Here is a 2,439-nt window from a genome sequence, read left to right on the forward strand (position 1 = left end):
TCTCGGTGGCGAGGATCTTCTTCGCCTCGTTGATTTCCGAGCCGCCGAGCCTTTCGAGACGCGCGATCTCATCCAGCGGCAGCGTCGTGTAGAGCTTCAGGAAGCGGCCGACATCGGCGTCCTCGGTGTTGCGCCAGTACTGCCAGAACTCGTAAGGTGACAGCATGTCGCCATCGAGCCAGACCGCGCCCGAGGCCGACTTGCCCATCTTGGCGCCGGACGAGGTGGTGAGCAGCGGCGTGGTCATCGCAAACAGCTGCACGCCTTCCATGCGATGGCCGAGGTCGATGCCGTTGACGATGTTGCCCCACTGGTCGGAGCCGCCCATCTGTAGCCTGCAGCCGACGCGCTTGTAGAGCTCGACGAAATCGTAGGCCTGCAGGATCATGTAGTTGAATTCGAGGAAGGACAGCGACTGCTCGCGGTCGAGCCTGAGCTTCACGGAATCGAAGGCGAGCATGCGGTTGACGGAGAAATGCCGGCCGACATCGCGCAGGAAATTGACGTAGTTGATCTCCATCAGCCAGTCGGCGTTGTTGATCATGATCGCGTCGCCGGTGCCGCTGCCGAATTTGAGATAGGGCGCGAAATTGCGGCGGATGCCGACGAGATTGTCCTCGATGTCCTGCGGCGTCAGCAGCTTGCGCGCCTCGTCCTTGAAGGATGGGTCGCCGATCATCGAGGTACCGCCACCCATCAGCGCGATCGGCCGGTGGCCGGTCTGCTGCAGCCAGTGGAGCATCATGATCTGGATCAGCGATCCGGCATGCAGGCTCTTGGCGGTCGCGTCGAAGCCGATATAGGCGCTCACCGTTTCCTTGGCGAAAAGCTGGTCGAGACCGGTTTCATCCGAAATCTGATGGATGAAGCCGCGCTCGCTCATGATGCGCAGGAAATCGGACTTGAAGGCGGACATGTTCTCTTCCTGGAGTTCGCCCGGCTTGGGCCAAAGCGTGACATGAAGGCGCGCGTTTAGCATCAGCGGGCGATCAGCAAAAGTGGTTTCCGGTTTTGCGTCCGATCGCCCGCCGCGATTGGCGCCGAGTGCGAGAGAGTAGCAGGGCAGGTCGAGTTCGCCGCCGTCGCCCTTTTTCGAGGGCCGGTGCTGCCCCTCACCTGCCTGCCGGCATCCTCTCCCCGTATAGTGACGGGGAGAGGGGCGCCGTCATCGCCGGTTTTCGCCAATTGCCAACGTCGCAAGAAGGGCGCCGAGGTTGCGGTCAGCCCCTTCTCCCCGTCACTATACGGGGAGAAGTGCCCGGCAGGGCGATGAGGGGCAGCGCCGACTTCGACAGTTGGTGCGCTCAGCGACAAAGTTGGAAACTGTCGTTGGACTGAAGCGATTGCCCTGGAGAGAGGCCCACTTCTTGCTTCGCCCCTTTTGCTGGCGTAATGAGGCGCCCGCGCAAGGGCAGCGCGCCCCAAGCGCCGCGACGGGGCCATCCCGCAGATCAGATCGGACAAGCTCCCGCGATGAACAGGAACTCCCTCATCCTCTTTCTGTTCAGCATTCTTATGACCGTCAGCGGGCTGGCAAGCCTGCCACCGGTCGACCGCGATGAATCCCGCTTCGTCCAGTCGACCAAGCAGATGGTCGAGACCGGCGATTATATCGACATCCGTCTGCAGGATGTCTCCCGCTACAAAAAGCCGATCGGCATCTACTGGCTGCAATCGGCAGCGGTGGCGCTGAGCGGCGAGGGGGCTGAAGCGCCGATCTGGGTCTATCGGCTGGTTTCCATGCTGGGCATTGCGCTCGCCGTCGTCGGGATCGGCTGGACCGGCACGAAACTCTTCGGCGCCAATGCCGGTCTGGCCGCCGGCTTGATGATGGCGGCGATCTTCGCCACCGCCTTCGAGGGCCGCGACGCCAAGACCGACGCCATGCTGCTCGCCTGCTGCGTGGCCGCGCAAGGCGCGCTGGCGCAGGTCTATCTGGCCACGCGCCGCAAAGAGCCGGTTGCCGGCCATCTGCCCTGGATCTTCTGGATCGCGCAGGGGTTGGGCATTCTCATCAAGGGGCCGGTGACGCCGCTCCTGTCGCTGCTTACGGCCGCCGCGCTGTTCGCCTTCGAGCGCGACTGGCGCTGGCTTTTGAAGCTGAAGCTGGTGCGCGGCGTCCTCATCGTGCTCGTCATCGTGCTGCCCTGGATCATCCTCATCAGTTGGAAGAGCGGCGGCGCCTTCTTCCAGGAAGCGGTCGGCAAGGACATGCTGAACAAGGTGGCGCAGGGCGAGGAATCACATGGCCTGCCGCCGGGCTTCTACATGCTCACCTATTCGCTGTTCATGTGGCCGTTCGGCCTGATCGCGGTCGGCGCAGGGCTGCAGGCCATCAACCGCTTTTGGGACGATCCGCGCCTGCGCTTCTGCCTCGCCTGGTATATCCCGTTCTGGCTGGTGTTCGAGGCGATCCCGACCAAGCTGCCGCATTATGTG

General features: G+C 63.1%; 2 protein-coding genes. One reads left to right on the plus strand and one right to left on the minus strand.

Annotation, left to right across the window (positions count from 1 at the left end; all coding sequences use genetic code 11):
• Window positions 1-916, minus strand: a 916-nt coding sequence (gene tyrS, locus EOA38_RS33685) for a tyrosine--tRNA ligase (RefSeq protein ID WP_127301257.1), incomplete at its 3' end; no start/stop codon positions are given.
• 557 nt (window positions 917-1,473) lie between these two features.
• Here tyrS and EOA38_RS33695 point away from each other — a divergent pair.
• Window positions 1,474-2,439: glycosyltransferase family 39 protein (locus EOA38_RS33695; protein WP_145966203.1), on the plus strand; the 966-nt coding region annotated here is incomplete at its 3' end.

This window comes from Mesorhizobium sp. M1E.F.Ca.ET.041.01.1.1 (genome assembly GCF_003997355.1).
In the GTDB taxonomy this organism is placed as follows: Bacteria; Pseudomonadota; Alphaproteobacteria; order Rhizobiales; family Rhizobiaceae; genus Mesorhizobium.